At 41.9% G+C, this 19,216-nt stretch carries 21 protein-coding genes; 5 read left to right on the top strand and 16 right to left on the bottom strand.

Features of this window, described 5'->3' with window-relative positions; genetic code table 11:
• Window position 1: 1 nt before the first annotated feature.
• Both cysI and I6E78_RS09990 read right to left on the bottom strand, forming a co-directional pair.
• Window positions 2-1,699 carry an assimilatory sulfite reductase (NADPH) hemoprotein subunit gene (gene cysI / locus I6E78_RS09995; RefSeq protein ID WP_197182393.1) on the bottom strand — a complete coding sequence of 566 codons (1,698 nt, stop codon included), beginning with the start codon at window positions 1,697-1,699 and terminating at the stop codon, window positions 2-4.
• A gap of 48 nt (window positions 1,700-1,747) precedes the next feature.
• Window positions 1,748-3,562 carry an assimilatory sulfite reductase (NADPH) flavoprotein subunit gene (locus I6E78_RS09990; RefSeq protein WP_197182392.1) on the bottom strand — a complete coding sequence of 605 codons (1,815 nt, stop codon included), beginning with the start codon at window positions 3,560-3,562 and terminating at the stop codon, window positions 1,748-1,750.
• A 389-nt stretch (window positions 3,563-3,951) separates the two neighbouring features.
• Here I6E78_RS09990 and I6E78_RS09985 point away from each other — a divergent pair, with 389 nt between their 5' ends.
• Window positions 3,952-5,562: an endonuclease gene (locus I6E78_RS09985; RefSeq protein ID WP_197182391.1), complete on the top strand. Its 1,611-nt coding sequence runs from the start codon at window positions 3,952-3,954 to the stop codon at window positions 5,560-5,562.
• A gap of 230 nt (window positions 5,563-5,792) precedes the next feature.
• On the opposite strand, the gene rpsQ is transcribed toward I6E78_RS09985, so the two are convergent.
• From rpsQ to rpsJ, 11 genes are read right to left on the bottom strand one after another with little or no spacing between them, the layout of a single operon-like run.
• A complete protein-coding gene (gene rpsQ, locus I6E78_RS09980) occupies window positions 5,793-6,050 on the bottom strand; it encodes a 30S ribosomal protein S17 (protein ID WP_011326872.1) in 258 nt (85 codons plus the stop codon).
• Window positions 6,050-6,241 (bottom strand): 50S ribosomal protein L29, encoded by a 192-nt coding sequence (gene rpmC / locus I6E78_RS09975; RefSeq protein ID WP_011326871.1) that lies wholly within the window; start codon window positions 6,239-6,241, stop codon window positions 6,050-6,052. The genes rpsQ and rpmC overlap by 1 nt, the downstream gene beginning before the upstream one ends.
• Window positions 6,241-6,654 carry a 50S ribosomal protein L16 gene (gene rplP / locus I6E78_RS09970; RefSeq protein ID WP_011326870.1) on the bottom strand — a complete coding sequence of 138 codons (414 nt, stop codon included), beginning with the start codon at window positions 6,652-6,654 and terminating at the stop codon, window positions 6,241-6,243. Before rplP ends, rpmC begins: the two co-directional genes overlap by 1 nt.
• Before the next feature lie 12 nt (window positions 6,655-6,666).
• Window positions 6,667-7,368: a 30S ribosomal protein S3 gene (gene rpsC, locus I6E78_RS09965; RefSeq protein WP_011326869.1), complete on the bottom strand. Its 702-nt coding sequence runs from the start codon at window positions 7,366-7,368 to the stop codon at window positions 6,667-6,669.
• Between the two features lie 12 nt (window positions 7,369-7,380).
• Window positions 7,381-7,713, bottom strand: coding sequence for a 50S ribosomal protein L22 (gene rplV / locus I6E78_RS09960; RefSeq protein ID WP_002957892.1), 333 nt, complete (start codon window positions 7,711-7,713; stop codon window positions 7,381-7,383).
• Window positions 7,714-7,726: 13 nt separating this feature from the next.
• Window positions 7,727-8,005: a 30S ribosomal protein S19 gene (rpsS, locus tag I6E78_RS09955; protein ID WP_010376377.1), complete on the bottom strand. Its 279-nt coding sequence runs from the start codon at window positions 8,003-8,005 to the stop codon at window positions 7,727-7,729.
• A 16-nt stretch (window positions 8,006-8,021) separates the two neighbouring features.
• Window positions 8,022-8,846 (bottom strand): 50S ribosomal protein L2, encoded by an 825-nt coding sequence (gene rplB / locus I6E78_RS09950; protein ID WP_011326867.1) that lies wholly within the window; start codon window positions 8,844-8,846, stop codon window positions 8,022-8,024.
• A gap of 15 nt (window positions 8,847-8,861) precedes the next feature.
• A complete protein-coding gene (rplW, locus tag I6E78_RS09945) occupies window positions 8,862-9,164 on the bottom strand; it encodes a 50S ribosomal protein L23 (protein WP_011326866.1) in 303 nt (100 codons plus the stop codon).
• Window positions 9,161-9,766 (bottom strand): 50S ribosomal protein L4, encoded by a 606-nt coding sequence (gene rplD, locus I6E78_RS09940; RefSeq protein ID WP_002957897.1) that lies wholly within the window; start codon window positions 9,764-9,766, stop codon window positions 9,161-9,163. Before rplD ends, rplW begins: the two co-directional genes overlap by 4 nt.
• 17 nt (window positions 9,767-9,783) lie before the next feature.
• The gene (gene rplC / locus I6E78_RS09935; protein WP_011326865.1) at window positions 9,784-10,419 is read right to left on the bottom strand and encodes a 50S ribosomal protein L3; all 636 of its coding nucleotides are present in this window, start codon (window positions 10,417-10,419) and stop codon (window positions 9,784-9,786) included.
• Between the two features lie 27 nt (window positions 10,420-10,446).
• Complete coding sequence (gene rpsJ / locus I6E78_RS09930; protein ID WP_002957900.1) at window positions 10,447-10,758, bottom strand: 30S ribosomal protein S10; 312 nt, start codon at window positions 10,756-10,758, stop codon at window positions 10,447-10,449.
• 438 nt (window positions 10,759-11,196) lie between these two features.
• On the opposite strand from rpsJ, the gene plsB reads away from it, so the two are divergent.
• Window positions 11,197-13,635, top strand: a complete 2,439-nt coding sequence (gene plsB, locus I6E78_RS09925; RefSeq protein WP_197182390.1) for a glycerol-3-phosphate 1-O-acyltransferase PlsB — start codon at window positions 11,197-11,199, stop codon at window positions 13,633-13,635.
• Window positions 13,636-13,737: 102 nt separating this feature from the next.
• Here plsB and tesB read toward each other — a convergent pair whose 3' ends face one another.
• Window positions 13,738-14,595, bottom strand: coding sequence for an acyl-CoA thioesterase II (gene tesB, locus I6E78_RS09920; protein WP_011326863.1), 858 nt, complete (start codon window positions 14,593-14,595; stop codon window positions 13,738-13,740).
• Between the two features lie 76 nt (window positions 14,596-14,671).
• On the opposite strand from tesB, the gene I6E78_RS09915 reads away from it, so the two are divergent.
• Both I6E78_RS09915 and I6E78_RS09910 read left to right on the top strand, forming a co-directional pair.
• The gene (locus tag I6E78_RS09915; RefSeq protein WP_197182389.1) at window positions 14,672-15,133 is read left to right on the top strand and encodes an EVE domain-containing protein; all 462 of its coding nucleotides are present in this window, start codon (window positions 14,672-14,674) and stop codon (window positions 15,131-15,133) included.
• 173 nt (window positions 15,134-15,306) lie between these two features.
• Window positions 15,307-16,338: a cytosolic protein gene (locus I6E78_RS09910; RefSeq protein WP_197182388.1), complete on the top strand. Its 1,032-nt coding sequence runs from the start codon at window positions 15,307-15,309 to the stop codon at window positions 16,336-16,338.
• Window positions 16,339-16,418: 80 nt separating this feature from the next.
• Here I6E78_RS09910 and I6E78_RS09905 read toward each other — a convergent pair whose 3' ends face one another.
• Window positions 16,419-16,622, bottom strand: coding sequence for a PLD nuclease N-terminal domain-containing protein (locus I6E78_RS09905; protein ID WP_197182387.1), 204 nt, complete (start codon window positions 16,620-16,622; stop codon window positions 16,419-16,421).
• Window positions 16,619-17,689, bottom strand: a complete 1,071-nt coding sequence (locus I6E78_RS09900) for a potassium channel family protein (protein WP_197182386.1) — start codon at window positions 17,687-17,689, stop codon at window positions 16,619-16,621. The genes I6E78_RS09905 and I6E78_RS09900 overlap by 4 nt, the downstream gene beginning before the upstream one ends.
• A 179-nt stretch (window positions 17,690-17,868) precedes the next feature.
• Between I6E78_RS09900 and I6E78_RS09895 the strand changes: the two genes are divergently transcribed.
• Window positions 17,869-19,179, top strand: a complete 1,311-nt coding sequence (locus I6E78_RS09895) for a short-chain fatty acid transporter (protein ID WP_058372312.1) — start codon at window positions 17,869-17,871, stop codon at window positions 19,177-19,179.
• Window positions 19,180-19,216 lie beyond the last annotated feature (37 nt).

Raw genomic sequence — 19,216 nt, 5'->3', positions numbered from 1 at the left:
ATTATGCGTGAAAATCGGTAACCGATACTTTAACTTCAGCAACAATGCCTTTGCGGATCACAAAGTCACCAAAACATTCACCGTCATTACGCTCATTAACCCATTGCCCAATTAATTCATCAAAAGCAGCTAAATACACGTCTTCACCCACATTTTCTAAATATAATTTAGGAATACGCGTGCCTTCAAGGTTACCGCCTAAATACACATTATATTTACCCGGACCTTTCCCAACCAATCCCGCTTCAGCTAACATGGCACGGCCACAGCCATTGGGGCAACCCACTACGCGCATAATAATACTGTCATTCGGCACACCATGCTTGGCTAGTAGTGCTTCTATTTTTTCAACCAAGCTAGGTAAATAGCGCTCAGCCTCAGCCATGGCTAACGGGCATGTTGGCAGTGCCACACACGCCATGGAGTTTTTACGTTGCTCGGTATCTTTATCGTCAATTAAACCGTGGTTACGGGCAATTTCTTCAATCACGGCTTTTTGATCTGCAGCTACACCAGCAATAATTAAGTTTTGGTTTGCCGTCATGCGCATGTCACCTTGGTGAACTTCTGCTATTTTACGACAGCCTGTTTTTAGTGGTTTGTTTGGATAATCTAAAATACGCCCACTTTGAATAAATAATGTTAGGTGATGCTTGCCATCTATACCTTCAACCCAACCTATACGATCGCCTCGGTGAGTAAATTTATAAGGACGACTTGCGGCAAACTCAACACCAGCGCGTTTCTCTACTTCCGCTTTAAATACATCAACGCCTACTCGGTCTAATGTATATTTTGTTTTAGCATTTTTACGATTTGAACGATTACCCCAATCGCGCTGTACCGATACCACATGCTCCGCAATTTTTAACGTATGTTCTAGTGGAATAAAACCAAAGTCGTCTGCTTTACGTGGGTAGGTTGCTGTATCGCCATGTGTCATGGCAAGGCCACCACCTACAAGCACATTAAAGCCAATTAATTTACCGTTATCGGCAATAGCTACAAAGTTTAAATCGTTGGCGTGCACATCCACTTCATTATTCGGCGGAATTGTTACCGTTGTTTTAAACTTACGCGGTAAGTAATTAGAACCTAAAATTGGCTCTTCTGTGGTTTCTGCTTTTTCACCATTCAGCCAAATTTCGGCGTAAGCCTTAGTTTTTGGTAATAGGTGCTCTGAAATTTTTGCAGCCCACTCATACGCTTCTTGATGCAACTCTGACTCAACCGGATTAGTAGTACACAACACATTTCGATTAACATCGCCTGCGGTAGCAATAGAGTCAATTCCAACGCTATCCAGTAATTGATGCATGCCTTTAATGTTAGGCTTTAATACACCGTGAAACTGAAACGTTTGACGCGTAGTTAAACGGATACTGCCATAACTGGTTTTTTCTTCTGCAAATTTATCAATGGCTAACCATTGCTCAGGCTTAATAATACCGCCAGGCATACGCGCACGTAACATTACGTTGTGTAATGGCTCAAGCTTTTGCTTAGCACGCTCACCACGAATATCGCGGTCATCTTGCTGGTACATACCGTGAAACCGAATTAACTGGAAGTTATCAGCGGTAAAACCACCGGTGATCTCATCCTTTAAATCTGTTGCTATAGTGCCACGTAAAAAATTACTTTCTCGTTTCATACGCTCGTTATCAGAAAGCTTTACGTTTTTATCTTGTTCGCTCATGTTTAATCCTAAATTAGTGACAGTGACGGCTGCTTTAAATATTTAATTTTAGTAAACGTCTTTCTGATAGCGGTTTGCGCTGCGTAAATCTTTTAAATACTGCTGAGCATCTTCATCGCTCTTACCGGTATTTTCTTTAATAATTTCGAGTAATGTTTGGTGTACATCTTTTGCCATATGGTTAGCGTCGCCACACACATAAAAATGTGCGCCGGCTTCAAGCCACTCAAAAATAGCTTTGCTGTTACTACGTAACTTGTCTTGCACATACACTTTTTCGGCTTGATCGCGACTAAATGCAACATCTACTTTGCTTAGTAAACCCGACTTTAAGTAACCTTGAATTTCAACTTGGTATAAAAAGTCTTGAGTAAAATGTGGATTGCCAAAAAACAGCCAGTTTTTACCTGATGCGCCGCGCGCATCACGCTCTTGTAAAAAGGCGCGAAACGGTGCTATTCCCGTACCAGGTCCAACCATAATTATTGGTGTTTCATCATTCGTTGGTAAACGGAAATTATCGTTATGCTCACTAAATACCTTAACTTTACAGCCTTCCTCAGCACGGCGCGCTAAATAGCCCGAACAACCGCCTAAATGCTCACTGCCAAAGGCATTAAATTCAACCAATGCCACGGTTAAATGTACCTCGTCTTCAACCTCGCTTTGGCTAGAGGCAATTGAATATAAACGTGCTTGTAATTTACGCAGGCAATCGACGAGTGTTTGCGCGTCAAGCTTAGCCGGGTTTTGTGCAACTACATCAAATATTTGGCGTGGTTCAATGTATTCATGCATTGCCGCTTTATCTTCAACCAGTTTTAATAGTTGTGGTGTGCCTGTAGCTATTGCATATTTTTCCACAAAGCCAGGGTACGACTGCGTTAATTCAAGTTTTTCAATCAGTGCATCGCGAATACTTAGCTGTTCATCTGCAACTTTTACTAAACTAGCTGCATCAATTTGCGTGTGTGTAAGCAACTCATCAACACGAGCCTCGTCATTTAAAAAATACACGCCTAATGAATCACCTGGTATATAACTAATGTCTGAGCCTTCAAGCGAAATTTCTACGTGGCGGACATCTTTAGTTGAGTCGCGACCTGTAATTTTTTGCACTAAACCTAACTCTGCGGCAAACGGGTTTTGTTTAGTATATTGATTTGCCACAGTAGTTGACCCAGCAAACGGCATTGCAATAACTTGACCACCTGAGCTACCTTGCTGTGCTTTTAAATCGGGTTCAAAGGCATCCAATGCGCCAGTGATCCAAGTTGCCGCTTCGTCATCGTAATCTACATCTAAATCGGCGCGTTGATAAATTGTTTCTGCGCCGAGTTTATTTAACCGCTGCTCAAAGTCTTTTGCTGTTTGGCAAAAAAATTCATAGCTCGAATCCCCTAAGCCAATCACGGCTACTTTCACTCCGTCTAACTTAGGCGCTTTTTTAGTGGTTAAAAATTCGTGCAAAGCCTCTGCATCTTCTGGTGGCTCACCTTCGCCGGAAGTTGCAACAACCACAGTTATAAACTTTTCTTTTTTTAGTGCAGTTGGTTTGTAATCGGCCATGTTCACTAGCTTTACGGCTAAACCGCGTGACTCTGCTTGTGCTTTTAACTTAGCAGCTACACCCTTTGCATTACCTGTTTGCGAGCCATATAAAATAGTTAATGCAACTGCCTCACCAGCACTTGGAGCTACGCTCATAGCACCGCCTAAGGCCGCCGTATTAGCATTTGCAGCAAGATAGCCACTAACCCATGCTTGTTGAATTGGATTAAGCTCAGCCACTAAACCTTGCAGCTTTTGTACTTGCTCTTGCGATAGCGGACTTGCCGCAGCGTTTAGTTGACCTAGCAACATGAATCAATTCCCCGTAACCCTAAAAGTTAAACACAACGTACTGTTATACGTCGTTCAAAATGAGTTTTACCTCACCCAGAGAGAATCTGTTGAGGTTTACTGAGCTTGTAGGATAGCGGGCAATGCAGAGTTAAAAAAAGAACAGAATCAACTTTGATATTCTATTTAGTTATTAACTTAACCAAAAACAGTAAAAAATAGTTTAAAAATAATGGCTACTTGCACACCTTTGCTGCAAGGCTAAGATAATTTTGCATAAAGTCTTGATCTAACAAACTCATCCAATTTTATGATTTTCCTTCCGCACTGAAATTAACATTACTGCAACAATATAATGGTACGTTATAGTAGCTCCGCCCATACTTTAAGCGCATCTATAAGGAAAAATCATGTCATACGGGACATACAAAAAATACTTACTTGCCAGTGCATTATTGTTCACTACGCTACCAAGCATAGCGACTATTGCTAATGGTGATTTTGAAAACTGGTCGGGCAGTCAACCCGATGGTTGGAGCACAATAGACTCCGGCATCACCCTTGCCGCAGACAATACGCAAGTAAACTCCGGCGCACTGGCGGCAAAGGTGGTCGTAACCACGGCTACCCAAAGTAACACCGACCTGCTGCAACAAGTTGCTGTGGAGGCAGGAAAAAGCTACTTATTTTCTAGCTGGGTGTATCACACCGAAGGCGGTTTGAAGGCTCGCCTGGTGGCCGATGGATATCACGATTATTCAAACCCTACGCTGTTGAACCAATGGCAACAACTCAGTTATTCGTACACCGCCCCCAGTACTGGCAAAATTACTGTTGGTCTGCGCTTCTATGATGTAAGCGGTTTTGATGGCAATGAAAGCGTTTATGTAGATAGCTTTTCACCGTCAGCGGGCGACCCGGTATCACCGCCTAGCTGCAGTGACAACACCGTAACTTTAAACCTGACCACCGATAACTATGGTGATGAAACCAGTTGGCAGATCACCAATAGTCAAAGTGTGATAGTGGCTACGGGCGGTGGCTATGCTGCCAACAGCCATTATAATGAGCAAACATGCTTAGTGGATGGCGATTATACCTTTACTATTTTTGATAGTTATGGCGATGGCATTTGCTGTACTGTCGGTAATGGTAGTTATGCATTAACGGTAGAGCAAACGACACTGGCCAGTGGAGCTAGCTTTCAAAGCTCAGAGGCCACTGCGTTTACCTTAGGCGCTAGTGAAACCCCACCGCCCAGTGGCTATTATGCGAGTACCCAAGGGTTAACTGGCTATGCGCTAAAAACTGAGTTGTATCATATTATTAAAGGCCATAATTCTCAGGGCTATGCTGCTATTTGGCACTTTTACGACCGTGCATCACGTGATAACTATTTTGAAAACGATAATTCAATACTCGACCGCTATTCTGAAAACCCCAACGGCGCAGACAGCTATAACTACGTAGCGATTACTGATCAATGCGGCAATTATAATAGTGAAGCCGATTGTTATAACCGTGAGCATTCATTTCCTAAAAGCTGGTTTGGCGGCACCGTTGAGCCGATGAATTCAGACGTACACCATATTTTTGCCACCGATGGTTATGTTAATTCAAAGCGTAGCAATTACCCCTTTGGTGAGGTGGCAACGCCTAGCTACACATCAAACAATGGCAGTAAGTTAGGCACAGCAACGAGTTCATTAAATTACTCAGGCACGGTATTTGAGCCGATTGATGAGTTTAAAGGTGACTTTGCCCGCGCTTACTTTTACATGGCAACACGCTACGAAAATATGATTGGCACTTGGCAAAATAATACCACGGCGAGTAATGCGGTACTTAATGGCACCAGCACCCAAGTATTTGAAAACTGGGTTGTGGCTATGCTGTTAAACTGGCATAACAACGATCCTGTTAGCCAATTAGAGCAAGATAGAAACCAAGCCGCTTATGAACATCAAGGCAATCGCAACCCATTTGTTGATCACCCTGAGTTTGTCGAAATGATTTGGTAAGCGGTCTGCGCATAAAAACAATAGCCTTTGCTGTGGCAAAGGCTATTGTTTTTATGCCAGCTTGCCGTAGTGTTTTTTACACTCAGGTTTCATAACGCTCAACTCAGGCTATGGCGCTCAAATTCACTTCGAGCAGCTGACCGCTGAAAGCTTGCGGCTGATAGCCCCAAAAACAAAAAGCCCCAGCAAATAAATGCCGAGGCTTTTTATAAAACAGACTTAATTAAAAATTAAGCTTGTTTTGGACGTTCAATAACTGCTACGAATGTCCAAGATTTACTCTTAGAAATTGGAGCACATTCACGGATAGTAACTACGTCACCAGCCTGAACTTCATTATTTTCGTCATGTACGTGTAGCTTAGTCGTGCGTCGAATGAATTTCCCATAAATTGGGTGCTTCACATAACGTGCGATAGCAATAGTGAAAGATTTTTCCATCTTGTCGCTAATTACACGGCCTTGAAGAGTACGAATTTTATCGCTCATTATTGACCTGCCTTCTGGTTAATAACTGTTTTTACACGCGCGATATCGCGGCGTACTGTTCTTAGCGTGTGTGTCTGAGCTAACTGACCAGTGCTTGCTTGCATGCGCATATTAAATTGCTCACGAAGAAGTCCTAGAAGTTCAGTATTAAGCTCTTCTACGCTTTTATCTTTTAGTTCGCTAGCTTTCATCACATTACCGTCCGAGTTACGAAAGTTGTTTTGAATGGCAATTTACGAGCAGCAAGGTCAAACGCTTCACGAGCAAGCTCTTCTGAAACACCTTCCATTTCGTAAAGTACTTTACCAGGCTGAATTTCAGCAACCCAATACTCAACAGAACCTTTACCTTTACCCATACGAACTTCAAGCGGTTTGTTCGTGATTGGCTTGTCTGGGAAAACACGGATCCAGATTTTACCTTGACGTTTCACGTGACGCGTCATGGCACGACGAGCTGCTTCGATTTGACGAGCAGTCATGCGGCCACGGCCAGTAGCTTTCAAACCGAAAGTACCGAAGCTTACTTTGTTACCGTTTTGCGCTAGACCACGGTTGCGACCTTTGTGCGTTTTACGGAATTTTGTACGTTTTGGCTGTAACATTACTCGCTACCTCTACTTAGCACTTTTTTTGGCTTTCTTTGGTGCGCGTTTAGCTGGCTTCTCTTGCTCTTGTACTAGTGGTAAACCACCAATAACTTCGCCTTTGAAGATCCAAACTTTAACACCAATGATACCATAAGTGGTTAAGGCCTCAGAAGTTGCGTAGTCGATATCAGCACGAAGAGTATGTAGAGGTACACGACCTTCACGATACCACTCTGTACGTGCGATTTCTGCGCCGCCAAGACGACCGCTAACTTCAACTTTAATCCCTTTAGAACCGATGCGCATTGCATTTTGTACCGAACGCTTCATAGCGCGACGGAACATAACACGACGTTCTAGTTGAGAGGCAATGCCGTCTGCTACTAGTTGTGCATCTAGTTCTGGTTTACGTACTTCAGAAATATTAATCTGAGCAGGTACACCAGCGATTTTAGTTACCGCTTGACGTAATTTTTCTACGTCTTCGCCTTTTTTACCGATAACAACACCCGGACGAGCCGTGTGGATTGTTACGCGGATTGATTTTGCTGGACGCTCAATAACGATTTTAGACACAGAAGCCGTTTTCAATTCCTTTGTAAGGAATGTACGTACTTTGTGATCGCCAAAAAGCTGTGCAGAGAAATCTTTTGAACTCGCGTACCAGGTAGAAACCCAAGGTTTAGATATACCTAGGCGAATACCAGTAGGATGAACTTTTTGTCCCATTACTTATATCTCCTAGCTATCTGAAACCATAACAGTGATATGGCTTGTACGCTTAAGGATGCGGTCTGCGCGTCCTTTAGCACGTGGCATAATACGTTTCATTGTAGGACCATCGTCCACAAAGATCGTTGTTATACGAAGCTCATCAATGTCAGCACCTTCGTTATGCTCTGCGTTAGCAATAGCAGACTCAAGTACTTTCTTTACTAATACAGCCGCTTTTTTCGGGCTGTACGCCAGGATTTCTAGTGCGCGATCAACCGGTAGTCCGCGGATCTGATCTGCAACTAGACGTGCTTTTTGCGCCGAACCAGAGGCGAATTTATGTTTAGCTAATGCTTGCATTTATCTTCCCCTCTTATCGTTTCTTCGCTTTCTTATCCGCAGCATGGCCACGGTAAGTGCGAGTTGGTGCAAATTCACCTAGTTTGTGACCGATCATTTCGTCTGTGATAAACACAGGAACGTGCTGACGACCATTATGGACAGCGATGGTCAATCCGATCATGTTAGGTATGATCATTGAACGACGGCTCCAAGTTTTAATTGGCTTCTTGTCTCCGCTTTCCAACGCTTTCTCTACCTTCTTCAGCAAGTGTAGGTCTATAAAAGGACCCTTCTTGAGAGAACGTGGCATGGCTATTCCTCAACTATTATTTAGTACGACGACGTACGATAAACTTATCAGTACGCTTGTTCTTACGTGTCTTAGCACCTTTAGTCGGCTTACCCCATGGAGACACAGGATGACGACCACCAGATGTACGACCTTCACCACCACCGTGTGGGTGATCTACCGGGTTCATGGCAACACCACGAACTGTCGGACGGATACCACGCCAGCGATTTGCACCTGCTTTACCAAGTGAACGAAGCATATGCTCAGCATTGCCTACTTCACCTAGAGTCGCACGACAATCAGCTTCAACTTTACGAACTTCGCCTGAACGAAGACGTAATGTTACATACTGACCATCACGAGCAAGGATTTGAACGTATGCACCAGCAGAACGTGCGATTTGAGCACCTTTACCTGGTTTTAATTCTACGTTGTGAACAGTCGAACCTACAGGCATATTACGCATTGGTAATGCATTACCAGGTTTGATTGGTGCATCAACACCAGACTGGATTGCATCGCCAGCTTTTAAGCCTTTTGGTGCGATAATGTAACGACGCTCACCGTCTGCATATAATACAAGAGCGATGTTTGCGCTACGATTTGGATCGTATTCTAAACGTTCAACAGTGGCTGGAATGCCATCTTTAGTACGTTTAAAATCGATTAAACGGTAATGTTGCTTATGACCACCACCGATATGACGAACCGTAATACGACCATTGTTATTACGACCACCTGATTTAGAGTTTTTCTCTAATAGTGGTGCGTACGGCTTACCCTTATGTAAATCAGAGTTAACCACTTTAACTAAGTGACGACGGCCCGCAGAAGTAGGCTTACACTTTTGAAGTGCCATAATTCTATCCCCTTATTACTCGGCGCCGCCGACAAAGTCTAGCTCGCTACCTTCTTTAAGAGTAACGTAAGCTTTTTTCCAGTCGTTACGACGACCGAAACGTGCGCCAGTACGTTTTGTTTTACCCTTAACGTTAAGTGTGCGAACACCCGTTACTTCTACTTCAAAAAGCTTCTCAACTGCTGCTTTAACTTCAGCTTTAGTTGAATCTTTTGCTACTTTAAAAACAATAGTATTGTTTTCTTCAGCAGCAATAGTGCTTTTTTCAGAGATATGTGGAGCAACGATCACTTTTAAAAGACGTTCTTCGCGAATCATGCTAGCGCCTCCTCAAGTTGCTTAACAGCAGCGGCTGTAATAAGTACCTTGTCGAAAGCAATTAAGCTTACAGGATCGATACCAGCTACATCACGCGTGTCAACCTTATAAAGGTTACGTGCCGATAAGAAAAGATTTTCATCTACTTCTTCAGTCACGATAAGAACATCTTTAAGCTCAAGTTCTTTAAGCTTAGCAACTAGTTCTTTAGTTTTTGGTGCTGCTAGAGCAAAACTTTCAACAACGATTAAACGCTCTTGACGAACTAATTCAGATAAGATGCTTTTGATCGCACCGCGGTACATTTTACGGTTTACTTTTTGGCTATGATCCTGTGGTTTAGCTGCAAAGCTAACGCCACCTGAACGCCAAATTGGGCTACGAATCGTACCAGCACGTGCTCGGCCAGTACCTTTTTGAGCCCATGGCTTTTTACCACCACCGCTTACTTCAGAACGTGTCTTCTGAGCACGAGTACCTTGACGAGCACCTGCTGCGTATGCAACAACTACTTGATGTACTAATGCTTCGTTAAACTCACGTCCAAAAGTAGCTTCAGAAACTTCAAGACCGCCAGAAGCGTCTTTAATTGCTAATTCCATCACTAAATCTCCAGGACTTATGCTTTAACAGCTGGTTTAACGATAACGTCACCGCCGATAGCGCCAGGTACTGCACCTTTAACTAAAAGCAAATTACGCTCAGCGTCAACGCGAACTAGTTCTAAGTTTTGAGTCGTTACACGCTCAGCACCCATATGACCGGCCATTTTCTTACCTTTAAACACCTTACCAGGTGATTGGTTTTGACCGATTGAACCAGGAGCACGGTGAGATAGAGAGTTACCATGTGTAGCGTCTTGCATGCTGAAATTCCAGCGCTTAACACCACCTTGGAAACCTTTACCTTTAGAAGTACCGGTTACGTCAACCTTGTTGATTTCGTTGAATAATTCAACAGTAAGCTCAGCGCCTACTTCAAAATCGCCTTCACCACCATTTAGGCGGAATTCCCACAGACCGCGACCCGCTTCAACACCAGCTTTAGCGAAATGACCCGCTGAAGCTTTGTTTACACGACTTGCTTTTTTAGTGCCTGCGGTTACTTGAAGCGCGTTATAACCGTCTGTTGCTTCAGATTTAATCTGAGCAATGCGGTTAGGTGTCGCTTCAATAACTGTCACAGGGATAGATACACCATCTTCAGTGAAGATTCGTGTCATACCCACTTTACGACCGACTAGACCTAATGCCATTTTCCTAAAACCTCTCTAATCTTCCGATTAACCCAGGCTGATTTGAACATCTACACCAGCAGCAAGATCTAAACGCATAAGCGCGTCTACAGTCTTGTCAGTTGGTTCTACGATGTCGATCAGACGTTTATGGGTGCGGATCTCGTACTGATCACGCGCGTCTTTATTAACGTGCGGTGATGTTAGTACAGTAAAACGTTCAAAGCGTGTAGGTAGTGGAATTGGACCACGTACTTGTGCGCCAGTGCGTTTCGCAGTTTCCACGATTTCCGCCGTTGATTGGTCAATCAAACGGTGGTCAAAAGCTTTTAGGCGAATACGAATGCGTTGATTTGACATTCTTAACCTCAATATAAAGAGCATTTAAAAGAGCATAAAAAAACGACCGAAACAATCTTAAATATTAAGATGTCGGTTGTTAGATTATATCTACGTTGAGTTCCAAATCGGAACTCCTGTTTATTAGCTAGAAATCCTAGCTTAATTTATCCTTTCAAGTTCCCTTGGGAATTTTGAAAGCCTGCGTATTATAATTACATTGGTGATAAATGCAACAGCTAATTAGTAAATAATTACAGCCTGCTGGTTGCTCAAATATACTGCAACCTATTATAGAGCAGCTACAATCAGGTGTAATGCATATATATTAAGCCATAACGTACTGACTAATCGGCAACGCAAATTAAAGGCTTTTTTAGATCTTATGTTATCATATGCGCCAATTTTGCTTTTATATACCCAAATTATATGGGTAATTACTCTCTATATGGTGAGTCGATGCGTATTGTAAATTATTGCTTAAATGTTTTATCAGCTGGAGTAAGCCGCTTACTTGTAAGAAGTAAGGTACTGCCAGAAAAGCCGACTGAACAATATGAATTAAACTCTAAAAACCCTACCTTTTATATTGTGCGCCTAAACTCTCGCTTTGACTTAGCGGCGCTTGCTCGGGTATGTAAACGCCATGGATTACCCGACCCTAGAGAACAACAAGTATTAGGCACACAACGCTTAGACCGCTTTATAGGGATTGAAAACCCACCACCATTAATTGGTGATATAGCAAAGCCAACTAATGCACTGGCGCAAGGCAAACAAATTATTGACCACTTATTAAGTAGTGGTCAAAAAGATGTGCAGGTTATTCCTGTTACTATTTTATGGGGCCGAGCACCCGGCAAAGAAAAGCCCGGACTTAGCACGCTCATAACACACTCATTAACACCAAGTTGGTTTAGAAAGTTATTTGTGGTGCTATTTTCTGGCCGAGATAACTTTATCCGCTTTAGCCAACCACTCGACTTATCACTTTTAGTAGACGAAAAAGCGGACGTTAACGAGCTACCACAAAAACTATTAAGAGTAGCCCGCGTACACTTTCGCCGCCAAAAACTTGCCGCAACAGGCCCTAAAATGCCATCGCGCGAGCAGCTATTTAACTCATTATTAGCCTCTCCAACAATAAAAAAGGCCATACAAGACGAAGCAAAGGCTAAAAACATTAGCCAAGCGCAAGCACGTCAAAATGCGGTTAAGTTACTTAATGAAATAGCGGCTAACTATTCAGAGGCGATGATACGCGTAGCTGAGCGTTTTTTAACTTGGCTGTGGAATAAGCTATATAACGGTATAGATATAAAATACACAGAGCAAATTCATGAGCTAACTAATAAAGGCCACGAAATTATTTATATGCCGTGCCATCGCAGCCATATGGATTACTTACTACTTACTTATGCTATTTATCATCAAGGTTTAGTACCACCACATATAGCCGCGGGTATTAACCTTAACTTTTTCCCGGCAGGCGGGATCTTTCGCCGCTCGGGCGCATTTTTTATTCGCCGTTCATTTGCCGGTAATAAGCTTTACTCTGCGGTATTTAAAGAATATTTAAGCCAGTTATTTATTAAAGGTTACTCTGTTAAATTTTATACCGAAGGCGGACGTAGCCGCACCGGGCGCTTATTACCGCCTAAAACGGGTATGTTAGCAATGACCATGCAAGCAATGCTGCGTGGTATTGACCGCCCTATTTCTATTGTGCCGGTATATATTGGTTACGAGCACGTTATGGAAATTAACACTTACCTTAAAGAACTCGCTGGAAATGATAAAAAAGGTGAGTCTATCTTTGGGATTTTTAAAGCGATTAAAAACCTTAAAAACTATGGCCGAGGTTATTTAAACTTTGGTGACCCTATTTCTATAAACCAATACTTAAATGACAACCAACCCAATTGGCGTGACGACATACATCCTACCGATGTACAAAAACCGCAGTGGTTAGGCCCACAAGTAGCAAACCTAGCCGACCAAGTTATGGTTAAAATTAACAATGCAGCGGCACTTAATGCGGTTAATTTATTAGCGATGATTTTACTGGTAAACGACAAGCACGCACTGAGTAAGCCAAAGCTTTTAGCGCAACTTGATTTTTACTTACGCTTACAACGCGACGCCAGCTACAGTAATAAAGTAACAGCTCCAGAAGAAACGCCAGAGCAACTGTTAACGCATGCATTAAAGCTTAATAAGTTTGATGTGATAAGTGATGAATTTGGCGAAATTATCGCGATTAACGATAAAGAAAAAACACTCTTTAATTATTATCGTAATAATATTTTACATCTTTTTGCCGTACCAAGTTTAATTGCACTGCATTTGTTTAGAGAAAAAACCACAACAGTTTCAAAGTGTCAGCAGCTAGTTGCGGCGTTTTATCCGCTGTTTGCTAAAGAATGGTATTTACGAGAGCTAGATGAGGATTACATTACGCGTATTTTGGCGAATTTTGTCGATCAAAACTTAATAGAACTTGATGGCGATAACATTCATATAACCAATACCAACGACTGTTTGGCTAAATTGGATATGTTAGGTAAAGCACTGAACTTTACATTGCAGCGTTATGCAATTGTGATTGGCTTTATACAAACTAGCAACGGCATTGAAAAAGCGGAGTTAGAGCGAGAAAGCCAAGTGCTGGCACAACGTTTAGGCACTTTGCATGGGATTAAAACCCCTGAGTTTTTTGATAAAAAGGTGCTGGTCGGCTTTATTGATAATTTACGCGCACAGTCTTTAATTACTGATGGTGATGCAGGCTTAATAGGCAGCGTGCAATTATGTGAAACTTATATGCATCTTAAAGCATTATTGCCAGCACGAGTTTGGCAGTCAATTAGCGATATAGTACAAGGTCAGTGTAAATAAAGCCTTAGTTTTAAGTGAGTGCTACGCCGCTTACTTACCTGTTTAAATGTAGGTGCCGCATAATTTATATGGCACCTACTACCCTTTTTACTAGTGCGTAAGTTAGCGCTGACGCATAACCCCTTCTTGCATTGTTGAGGCAATTAAGTTGCCTTGGCGGTCAAAAAACTGCCCTCTTACTAATCCTCGACCAGAGCTTGCACTTGGGCTATCAACTGAGTATAAAATCCAGTCATCCATTCTAAATGGTCGATGAAACCACATTGCATGGTCAATCGTGGCAACTTGCATATTTGGTTGCATAAAAGACACACCATGTGGCTGCAAAGCGGTTGGTAAAAATTCAAAATCAGACGCGTATGCTAATAAGTAATTATGAATACGTTGATCGTCTGGCATTTCACCGTTAGCTTTAAACCAAATGTGCTTAACAGGCTCCATTGCTTCAGGTTTAAATGGGTTATGAAAGGTCACCGGACGTATTTCTATTGGCATTTCACTAATAAATTGATTGCGAATAGCAGCGGGTATTTGCTCGGCGTTTTCTTTATAAAACTCTAACGATGAACGCAGCTCTTCAGGTAAAGGTACGTCAGGCATAGTCGCCTGATGCGACAGCCCTTCTTCAGCTCCTTGAAAAGACGCTGTCATGTAAAAAATAGGCTTGCCGTACTGAATAGCACTAACCCGACGAGTACTAAAGCTTTTACCATCGCGAATAGCTTCTACATCATACACAATAGGCTTAGTGGCATCGCCAGGGCGTAAAAAGTAAGAGTGGAGTGAATGTACAATACGCCCCTCTGGTAGCGTTTCTTTTGCAGCAGATAGCGCTTGGCCCATAACTTGGCCGCCAAATACAGCACCAAAACCTAAATCTTGGCTTTGCCCTCGATATAAACCTTGCTCAATTTCTTCAAGTGTTAACAACGACAATAAATCATCTAATACTTGGCTCATTATTACTTCCTCAATTCTCTAATACCCAAATGATACTATACAATAGAAGGATGTAAATCATTCTACGAGTCCTGATATGGCGTATTGGCTATTTAAAACTGAACCCGATGCATTTTCGATTGACGATCTTAAAAATGCACAAAATAACACTACAATTTGGGAAGGGGTACGCAATTACCAAGCACGTAACTTTATGCGCGACGAGGTAAAAGTAGGTGACCTAGTAATGATTTACCATTCTAGCTGTAAGCTCGTAGGCGTAGTAGGTATTGCTGTAGTAACAAAAGCAGCTTACCCAGATCCAACCCAGTTTGATTTAAGTAGTGATTATTATGATGCTAAAGCCACCAGCGACAACCCTCGCTGGGTAGTGGTAGAAGTAACTTATCAATCTCATTTAAACTCTCTGGTGAGCTTAAAAGAAATAAAAGCTAATCCTCGCATCACCGACATAGCGCTTAAAAAAGGCGGGCGGTTATCAATAATGCCCGTAACCCAAAATGACTGGCAAGTAATTACCCGCATGGCTGAGGAGTAAAATCTTTTATTACTTAACTTGAACTCTAGTTATTTAAAATCAGCGGTAAATTTATAAGTAAAGCAATTCACTGTGCAATAGATATAACTCTATGACACTACTACAAAAGTATGTTGGTTTTTCTTATCTATGAGAGTTTGCTATAATTCGCCGCTTGTTTTTGTGGAGGAAAAATGAAGTTACTGTATTGGTTAGATGAGTGGTTAACCCTTTCGTGCGATGAGCAGCAAGCCAAACTGCCAATGTCTGGGGGAGATTTACTTGGCGATGTATATGTTAAGTACGACTTTATTGATATTACTAAGCCTCTATTATTTACCTTTTCGCCTGCTGGTACTAATGTGCAGGAGCAAGATCTTCACGCAGACTTCGCCCCTTGGGGTTATCACCTAGCACAAAAACAAAATGTAAATGTTATCGCCTTTCAGCATTTGGGTAAGAGTAACTGGTTCCGTAATCGAAATTTAATATTCTTTCTCGAGCAATTATCAACATTACTTACGCCGTTTAATTGTCGATTGGGTTATGGCTTAAGCCGTGGTGGCTTTGCGGTTGGTGCTTTTGCAAAATTACTCCAGCTGGATCAGGTATTGTTTTTTCACCCTGTTAGCACTAAAAACAAAAGCTTAGTGCCATGGGACGACCGCTCTAGCACAGATATAGCTCAGCAATATGATTGGGAAGGCAGTTATGCCGATTTAGATTTAGGCAACGCCCAAGGCTATATTATTTACGACCCCACTAATCGTATTGATCGACTACATGCCAAGCGCTATAAGCAACTTAACCATTTACGGGTATTTGGTATGGGCCACGGCACTCACGCTACTTACTTAAATAAGTTTGGTTTTTATAAGCAAGTAGCTGTGGATTTTATGCGCCATCAACAAATTGATATTGCGCAATTTCGCCTGCAAACTAAAACCTTGCGCTTTAAAGAGGACTATTACAAAAGGCTCAACAAAGCGAATAAGAAATCGGCGCATCGCCTAGAGTTACTAAGTACTGCACATAATATTTTGATAGACGAAAAAGCAGCTCATGTACAGGAGCATCAAGCCAGTATTGATATTCAGCCACTGATTGATGTAGCGCTTAAACATCAAGAGCAGCACCCCGATGATGCCATCCAATTACTCGAAGTCGCCAAGCAATTAGCGCCAAACGACCCTCTTGTGAAACACAAACTTAAAGAGCTTGAATAGCACTAAAGTTTAAACTAGTGGCTTGCAATACCATTAATACCACTGCGGCAACTACTTCCTATTGCCAAAAAGCCTTATATTTAAGGCTTTTTATTTTGCCTTTTTTTACGCCCATGTTTAGGCACTATGGCTAAATACATAATAAGCCCTAACCACGAAAAAAATACAATGCCAATTAACCAGGCATTTTTTTCGTGGCCTTGAGTGCGCTTACTATTGAGTATAATAACCACAGGTAAAATGTAGGCAATTAAAAGAATGATTAAAAATATAACTTCGTTCATGCTTTTGCCAAAGCAGGCCAGTCCACTTCACGACTTAATACCCGCTCTATCGCTATGTAATGCAAAATGTCGCCGGCGCTAATTTTATAATCAAGCGGCGGATTTAAATCCATATTTTGTGCACTTAAGTTGTGCGCCACACCAAGTAAAATAGCATCATGCTGATGTTTAAAATGATGAAACAAAGTACCAAACTCCATCTCTTTGCTTTGCTCTGGAACGGCTAAGCTAAACTGCGTATCTCCTTGTAAAATTGATAGTAGCTCTTCGTGCACTCGGCTCGAACCTGGATCTTGCATCGAACGTACGAGTATTTCTGCCGACTTAACACTACTGCATTCTACATTTTGGCAATGCTCTAATAGCATATCTACTTTTGTTTCATCTAAAAAATGCGCGCTTATATGGCAACCATCTTTAACTAAACGGCTAATACGTAATGCGGTGGTAAAGGTTTGATCGTCGTCTTGGCCGTCAATAATCACTTTATCGGCATAGCTTATAGCTACACGCTTTAGCTCCTCTAAATCGGTAAAGCTACTTAATCGCACAAAGTCGACACTTTCGTTACTTAAAAATGGGTGCTCCATTTGCTCAGTTACTGCAAGTAAAATACGCCGTTCGGTACGTTTAGTGTCGGCCAGAATATAATCAATCATTTTTTTAGTACGGGTATCGTGCCAACCAAAAATAATAATATGGTTGCTACTGTGAGCAAAGTTTTTATCACCAGTCATAGCGCGCCTAATTAAGTAAGTTATTGTTTGCCCTGTTTTTCCTAACAGAACGCCAAATAAAGCTAAACCAAAAGGTATTTGTATTAAAGCCACCACCCAACGCCCTAAATCTGTGGCTGGGCTAAAATCGCCATACCCTACGGTTGAAGTGGTTACCGTGTAATAATAAAAAAAGGTTGTTAGGGAGGTGAGTGCTTGCTCATTTGCTATATATAACAATCCCCATGTTAAAAGCATATGAGTCAAAATAGCCAGTGCCACTGCTTGCCAACTCAACTGATCAATATGAGCCCGTACAAGTAACACTAGCCTTTTAAATATCACCGGCATAATACAAAGTCTTAGTTAGTAAATTATCTATAAACAACACGTTACTTTATGCTATTAGTTTAAGCAATATTTTCACTACTCCCATTTAAACATAACGCCCATAAGACTAAATGCGGTTTGCCAATTAATGCTTTTCGTGATTAATTACCCTACAAATAATACTAACAACAGTCCTAGTTATGCTTAATAAAATAGCCACCCCCTTTACCAAACTCGTTGAGCGCTACCTGCCTGATCCCTTTATATTTGTAATATTACTAAGTGTTATTACCTTAGTTATCGCTAGCGTGTTTACTCCAACAACCGGTATTGAGGTACTGCAAGCGTGGGGCGATGGTTTTTGGAACTTACTTAGCTTTGCAATGCAAATGCTGCTGGTGTTAATTACCGGCTATATGTTGGCAAGCACTCCACCTATTAGTAAGTTACTAGAAAAACTCGCCACCTTTGCTAACACCGCACCAAAAGCAATTATATTAGTAACGCTTATTTCACTACTCGCTAGTTGGCTTAACTGGGGATTTGGCTTAGTTATTGGTGCGTTATTTGCCAAAGCCATTGCTAAACACACCCGAGTTGATTACCGCTTATTAGTTGCCAGCGCTTACTCAGGGTTTGTAGTGTGGCATGGCGGATTAGCAGGCTCAATTCCACTGACGATAGCCACCGAAGGGCACTTTTTGCAATCGAGCATGGGGATTATTAGCACTGAGCAAACGCTATTTGCTGGCTTTAATATTGCCATACTAGTAGGACTATTTATTATTATGCCGCTAGTTAACCGTTACATGCTTCCAAGCGCCGAGGAAAGTGTTTATATAGATCCCGCACTATTAAAAAACACCTCCCCTGCAATAATTAATATTACTAGGCCAGCCCAACACTTAGAGCAAAGTAAATTGCTTGGTATTACAATTGGCTTACTGGGGTTAATTTATTTAGGTTATTATTTTTTAGTTGCCGGTGGCGGCTTAAACTTAAATAGCGTAATTGCGTTGTTTTTGTTTTTAGCTATCACCTTACATCAAACACCGCATAACTTACTCAATAGCTTACAGCAGGCAATTCCTAGTGGCGCAGGTATTGTTATTCAATTTCCGTTTTATGCCGGCATTATGGCGGTAATGGTTGATAGTGGTCTAGCACAGCAAATATCAAGCGGTTTTATTGCCATAGCGGATGCAGACAGTTTGCCATTTTTTAGTTTTATAAGTGCCGGGCTGGTTAATATGTTTGTGCCTTCGGGCGGCGGACAATGGGCGGTACAAGCGCCAATTGTAATACCCGCAGCGCAAGCGCTTGGCGCCGACATATCAAGGGTTGCAATGGCAGTAGCTTGGGGCGATGCGTGGACTAACTTAATTCAACCTTTTTGGGCATTACCTGTACTTGCTATAGCAGGCCTAAAAGCCAAAGACATTATGGGCTTTTGCGTAGTGCAGCTATTTGTAACTGGAGTATTTATATCCTTAATGTTGAGCTTTTATTAACTGTATAAAAAATAACGTATTAAGCAGGGCTGCAATT

This window comes from Pseudoalteromonas sp. NZS127 (assembly GCF_015864805.1).
GTDB classification, from domain to species: Bacteria; Pseudomonadota; Gammaproteobacteria; order Enterobacterales; family Alteromonadaceae; genus Pseudoalteromonas; species Pseudoalteromonas nigrifaciens.
The sequence above is the reverse complement of the archived record's forward strand: the minus strand, read 5'-3'. Positions and strand labels throughout refer to the sequence as shown.